Below are 5,737 nucleotides of genomic sequence, written 5' to 3' on the forward strand. Positions count from 1 at the left end.
GGAGGGGATTCATCCGCGACCGGCCCCTACCCCCGCTGCCACACCCAGTCGCCCTCAGAGCGGGCTGCTACCAAGCTCGGTTTCACTGTAGGAGGGGATTCATCCGCGACCGGCCCCTAACCCCGCTGCCACACCCTGTCGCCCTCGGAGTGGGCTGCTACCAAGCTCGGTTTCACTGTAGGAGGGGATTCATCCGCGACCGGCCCCTAACCCCGCTGCCACACCCTGTCGCCCTCGGAGTGGGCTGCTACCAAGCTCGGTATCACTGTAGGAGGGGATTCATCCGCGACCGGATCCAAAAACCCGCTGCCACACCCCGTCGCCCGCAGAGCGGGCTGCTGCCAAGCTCGGTTTCACTGTAGGAGGGGATTCATCCGCGACCGGATCCAAAAACCCGCTGCCACACCCTGTCGCCCTCGAAGCACGCTGCTACGACGCATGCCCTCTGCCGTTCACCCCCTACCTACCTGAGTAAGGTATTTCTCCACAGGCCCGCAACGGCAATAGTAAGCACTGAATACGCAGCTCTGCGATGCCAATAAGAATGCAAGACAGGTACAACGTGATGAACCCTTTCGAACAAGCCAAAAAGGCTCTGCTGAAAACCAAGTTTTTCCCCTACTGGTTGGACAACGAAGCGGCCCCTGCGCCCGAGCCCGCGCTGAAAGGGTCGATCAGTTGCGACCTGCTGATCGTCGGTGCCGGCTTCACCGGCCTGTGGGCGGCGATCCACGCCAAAGAGCAGAACCCGAACCGCGATGTGGTGCTGATTGAAGCCCAGTGCATCGCCATCGGCGCGTCCGGCCGTCCGGCGGCGATCCTGTCCACCTCGGTGATGCACGGCCTGGACAACGCCCAGCGCTTCTTCCCGGAAGACATGGATGAGCTCGAACGGCTCGGCAAAGAGAACATGGACGGCTTCAAGGACACCATCGCGCGCTACAACATCGATTGCGATATCGAATGGGGCGGCGAGCTGACCGTTGCCGTCGGCGAAGACGGTGTCGAGGACCTGGCAAAAGAATACAAGCTGTACAAGCAGTACGGCCACGACGCCTACCTACTGAACGCCGAGGAAGTGCGCACCGAACTGAACTCGCCGCTGTTCTGCGGCGGCCTCTGGTCGAAGAGCCGCAGCGGCACCGTGCACCCGGCCAAGCTGGCCTGGGGCCTGAAGCGCGCCGCCAAAGAGCTGGGCGTGCGGATTTACGAATACACCCCGCTGGTTGATTCCCGTCACCTGAAACCGGGCGTGATGGTGACCACCCCGGAAGGCGAGGTCAAGGCCAACAAGGTGCTGCTGGCCACCAACGCCTTCGCCGCCGGCAGCAAGAAGATCCGCCGCCGTGTCGCCGCGATCCGCGACCGTATCGTGGTGACCGAGCCGCTGACCGACGAACAGTTGGCCTCCATCGGCTGGCAGAACCGCCAGGGCGTCTACGACACCCGCACCCAGCTGAACTACATGCGACTGACAGCGGACAACCGGATCCTGTTCGGCGGCCGGCTGGGCTACTTCTTCAACAACAACACCGATCCGAAGGATGACAAGTCGGCCGACAACTTCCTGATGCTGGTGAAGAACTTCTACGACACCTTCCCGACCCTGAAGGACGTGAATTTCTCCCACGCCTGGAGCGGCCCGATCGGCCTGACCACCCGGATGGCGGTGCATTACCAGCACTACCACGACGGCGACATGATCTACGCCGGCGGCTACTCCGGCTTCGGCGTGACCGCCACCCGCTTCGGTGCACGGGTCGGCCTGGCGATCCTGGATGGCGACGACATCCCGGAAACCAAAATGGGCTTCGCCACCACGCAGCCGAACTACATTCCGCCGGAACCGTTCCGCTGGTTCGGCGCCAAGGTGACCATGTACGCGCTGGATACCTACGACGAGAAAGGCGGCTGGCGTAAACCCTGGATCAGCCTGGTCGAGAAGATGGGCTTCCCGGTCACCCAGAACGAACTGGGTTAACACGGAAAATAGTAACCAAAGGCCAGCTGCTACAGCTGGCCTTTTTTATGGTTTATCGCTGATTAGCGGGAAATATCGATATCAGGTGAACAATCGCCGCGTGGGCACAAAAAACGTGCCCACCCTACAAGGACGCGCCCCCCTCGTAGCAGCGGGCTCTGACCGCGACAAACTGGGTAGGGCCCGAAGGTGTCGCCCTCGGAGCGGGCTGCTACGAAGCTCCCCCCGTAGCAGCGGGCTCTGACCGCGATAAAGTGGGTAGGACCCGAAGGTGTCGCCCTCGGAGCGGGCTGCTACAAAGCTCCCCTCGTAGCAGCGGGCTCTGACCGCGACAAAATGGGTAGGGCCCGAAGGTGTCGCCCTCGGAGCGGGCTGCTACGAAGCTCCCCTCGTAGCAGCGGGCTCTGACCGCGACAAAATGGGTAGGACCCGAAGGTGTCGCCCTCGGAGCGGGCTGCAACGAAGCTCCCCTCTTCAACCAGCATCATCCGAAGACATCTTCGGCACGCCGTTCCTGCCCAGCAGCCACAGCATGATGGCGGTACCAACACCGGACGCCCCCAGCACCATCGACATGATCATCACCTGGTAACGCACCGCGGTGAGCGGCGAAACACCCGCCAGGATCTGGCCGGTCATCATCCCCGGCAACGCCACCAGGCCGACCGCCAACAGGCTGTTAACTTGCGGAATCATCGCCGCCTGAAACGCGGTTATTCTGGCTTTGGGCTCCGGCTGCCCGTTATGAAGTTCGGCATGATAACGCTCGGCCGCCAGGCTGATCGCGTTCATGGTATTGGCAAAGTACATGCCGGCCAGCGGGATCAGCAACCGCGGCTGAAACCAGCTTTCGGCATCCAACACCAGGTTGACGGAGATCAGCAGGTGCAGCCCCACCGACCCGGCCAGAGCCACCAGTGCCGGCGCTAAAAACCCGGGGTGATGGCGCACCGGGCGGATCGCGATCCAGCCGGCCACCACCAGCATCAGGCTGACAATCGCCAGGCTGATCCAGGGCGAGGGATTTTCAAAGATGGCGACCAGCACATAGCCCACGCCGATCAACTGGACCGACATCCGCGCCGTAGCGATCAGAATCTCACTGGGTTTGCCGTGCCAGGCCACATATATCAGGCAGACCAGCACCACCGGAACCAGGCACCAGGCCAGATCAGCCCAGGAAATAATCGTCATCGGCCCTCCTTACTCATCGCAAGATTGGTGCCTGAAGCATATGCCATAAGATGGGCGTCTGGCGGGTAGCGAATGGCACTCCCCTGGAAATCCAGTTCAGCTGGAAGCTCAGATACGGCTGAAATGGGTCATCTCCCAGCGATCCCGGTCCGTGTCATGGCGCAGGATATAGGTCGCCCGGTCGTCGCCGCGTACTTTGAAGTAGCGATGGTCCGGCGCCAGCCAGCGGTCCAGTATCTCCAGTACCTGCACCTGCCGCTCGCCTAAAAAGAAACGCCGCGGCTCCTGCTCGCCGCGATAGCCGGCATAGCATTCGGCGCGGACCTCGAACGGCGCGTGCTCGGCCATCACTTCCACTTGATATTACAGCCCATGCTCGGCTTCTGCTGCGGCGAGATCGGCTTGCCGGCCAACAGGTTGTCGATCGCCGCGCGCAGATCCTTACCGGTCACCGGCACATCGTTACCCGGCCGGGCATCGTCGAACTGGCCCCGGTAGACACAGGCCAGGTTCTGGTCGAACAGAAACAGGTCCGGCGTACAGGCCGCCTGGTAGGCCTTGGCCGTCTGCTGCGACTCGTCGTAGAGATAGGGAAAGGTGTAACCCTGCGCCCGCGCTTTCCTGGCCATCTCCGCCGGGCCATCCTGCGGATAGCTCTCGACGTCATTGGCGCTGATGGCGATGATCGACAGCCCGCTGTACTGGTAATCCTTGCCCAGCTGCACCAGCCCAGGGTCGATATGCTTCACGAACGGACAGTGGTTGCAGATAAACATCACCAGGGTGCCCTGCTCACCCTTCAGCTCCTGCAGACTCCGGGTTTCATGGGTGATCACATCCGGCAACGCGAAATCCGGCGCGATCGTGCCCAGCGGCATCATATTGGACGGGGTCAGACTCATGGCACGCTCCTGGTTCTTTTCTTACCCTGTTCTTTAAGTAGTAGCAGACCAAGGATAGCGTGCCGATTGCGAAGCGCTCAGGCAGCAGCATGGCCGCCGAGGTGGGGAGAGCCAGCGCTGATAAGCCGATATGAGCGATGCCAGTCCCATGGACCGATTCGCATAATCGCGCCACCGGCACCTTGGCCGATACGTGAATAGTAGAAAAGGAGAAGACTCAATACCGGCCGGTCGCCAGTAGATAGAAAGTTCAACGATCCCGCCAGCGCCGTGGCAGAGCCTTGCGCACGCCTTCCAATACCCTGCTCCAGCAAATACGGTTTTGCCAAAGCCCGCCATCGATCCAGACGTTGTAGCAATCAATGCGATTGCTGCGGTATAGTTCAACCCGATGGGTAACTGGAATGCCCGTATCGTAATCCGTAATCTCAATGACCCTGCGCAGCTCAGGCAACTCAGGCGGATAATCAGGATGATGACCTTCAAGCCTCGCCCTCTCTTTCGCTACCCGACCTCTCGCAAGGCTTTCAATCCGTTGCTGATATCTACGGCTTCTGCGGTACATCCGTTCCTCCTTTCCATGGACGATACTGAGAGCTTGCAAGGTAGCAAAGCTTATAAGGTCTGTATAATAAAATGTTAAACCTAAAGGAGACAATGTGGCGAATAATAATAACGAAATGGATGCACTGCTTTTTGTTGATACAAACATCCTTCTGGATTTCTATCGGATACGAAAGTCCGATGTCAGTATGAAATACTTGAAACAGTTGGAGGCCTGCAAAGATCGGCTTATCATTGGTTCTCAAGTGGAAATGGAGTATAAGAAGAATCGCCAGAAGGTTATTATTGAGGCTCTTAATCAATTCTCAAAACCTGACTGGGGGAAACTATCGACCCCTGCCTTGGTTTCCAATATACAGCCGTCAAAAACAATTGAAAAAAAGAGAAAAGAAATCGATTCGCAGTATAAAAAAGTAAACGAAAAAATACAGAAGATATTGAGCAACCCAATTCAAAATGACCCTGTCTATCAATCTTTGCAAAGGATATTCAAGAAAAATACACCCTACAATTTAAATCGTGAAGCCAAAGTTCGATTCAAAATCAGGAATCTAGCTAGAAAGCGATTTATTTTAGGATATCCTCCGAGAAAGGATAACGACACCTCAATTGGTGATGCTATTAACTGGGAGTGGATAGTCAAATGCTCATGTGATAGCGGTAAAGATATCGTTATTGTGACAAGGGATAGTGACTACGGCGTAATTTACAAAGACAGCTCATATTTAAATGACTGGCTTAAACAAGAATTTAAGCAAAGAGTAAGTCAGAAACGAAAGATTGTTTTGACAAATAAACTTTCAGCTGGCCTGAAAATTGTTCATGCTTCTGTAACCAAAGAAATGGAGGAGGCTGAGGATCAGCTTCTTGAAGACATTACGCATCAGTATCAAGAGCAGACATCTTCGGAGCATGAAGGTGAGGTTTAACAATTCTCGTCACTCGGACGCACTAAAGTGCGCCGGTGCGCTCTGGCGTTGAGGCTGTCGGATAAGTCCTACAGCCCTTGGTCTGCGGAGCTGGAAGCCGCTACAATCGCCAGATAGAACTTTACCGCAGAGGGTGCAAGGGATGGCACGGTACAAGCACTACGACT

At 57.3% G+C, this 5,737-nt stretch carries 6 protein-coding genes; 2 read left to right on the forward strand and 4 right to left on the reverse strand.

Going from position 1 to position 5,737, the window contains the following annotated elements; genetic code table 11:
- The first annotated feature begins 565 nt into the window (after window positions 1–565).
- Window positions 566–1,981, forward strand: a complete 1,416-nt coding sequence (locus tag K6T12_RS21115) for an NAD(P)/FAD-dependent oxidoreductase (protein WP_222224954.1) — start codon at window positions 566–568, stop codon at window positions 1,979–1,981.
- A gap of 474 nt (window positions 1,982–2,455) precedes the next feature.
- Here K6T12_RS21115 and K6T12_RS21120 read toward each other — a convergent pair whose 3' ends face one another.
- From K6T12_RS21120 to K6T12_RS21135, 4 genes are all read right to left on the reverse strand, one after another.
- Window positions 2,456–3,175 carry an ABC transporter permease gene (locus K6T12_RS21120; protein WP_222224955.1) on the reverse strand — a complete coding sequence of 240 codons (720 nt, stop codon included), beginning with the start codon at window positions 3,173–3,175 and terminating at the stop codon, window positions 2,456–2,458.
- A 108-nt stretch (window positions 3,176–3,283) separates the two neighbouring features.
- Window positions 3,284–3,523, reverse strand: a complete 240-nt coding sequence (locus K6T12_RS21125; RefSeq protein ID WP_222224956.1) for a hypothetical protein — start codon at window positions 3,521–3,523, stop codon at window positions 3,284–3,286.
- Window positions 3,523–4,077, reverse strand: coding sequence for a thioredoxin family protein (locus K6T12_RS21130; RefSeq protein WP_222224957.1), 555 nt, complete (start codon window positions 4,075–4,077; stop codon window positions 3,523–3,525). Before K6T12_RS21130 ends, K6T12_RS21125 begins: the two co-directional genes overlap by 1 nt.
- A gap of 250 nt (window positions 4,078–4,327) precedes the next feature.
- Window positions 4,328–4,642 carry a hypothetical protein gene (locus tag K6T12_RS21135; RefSeq protein ID WP_222224958.1) on the reverse strand — a complete coding sequence of 105 codons (315 nt, stop codon included), beginning with the start codon at window positions 4,640–4,642 and terminating at the stop codon, window positions 4,328–4,330.
- Between the two features lie 94 nt (window positions 4,643–4,736).
- Between K6T12_RS21135 and K6T12_RS21140 the strand changes: the two genes are divergently transcribed.
- The gene (locus tag K6T12_RS21140; RefSeq protein ID WP_222224959.1) at window positions 4,737–5,570 is read left to right on the forward strand and encodes a PIN domain-containing protein; all 834 of its coding nucleotides are present in this window, start codon (window positions 4,737–4,739) and stop codon (window positions 5,568–5,570) included.
- Window positions 5,571–5,737 lie beyond the last annotated feature (167 nt).

The sequence above is a fragment of the Marinobacterium arenosum genome, from assembly GCF_019795155.1.
Taxonomy (GTDB): domain Bacteria; phylum Pseudomonadota; class Gammaproteobacteria; order Pseudomonadales; family Balneatricaceae; genus Marinobacterium_C; species Marinobacterium_C arenosum.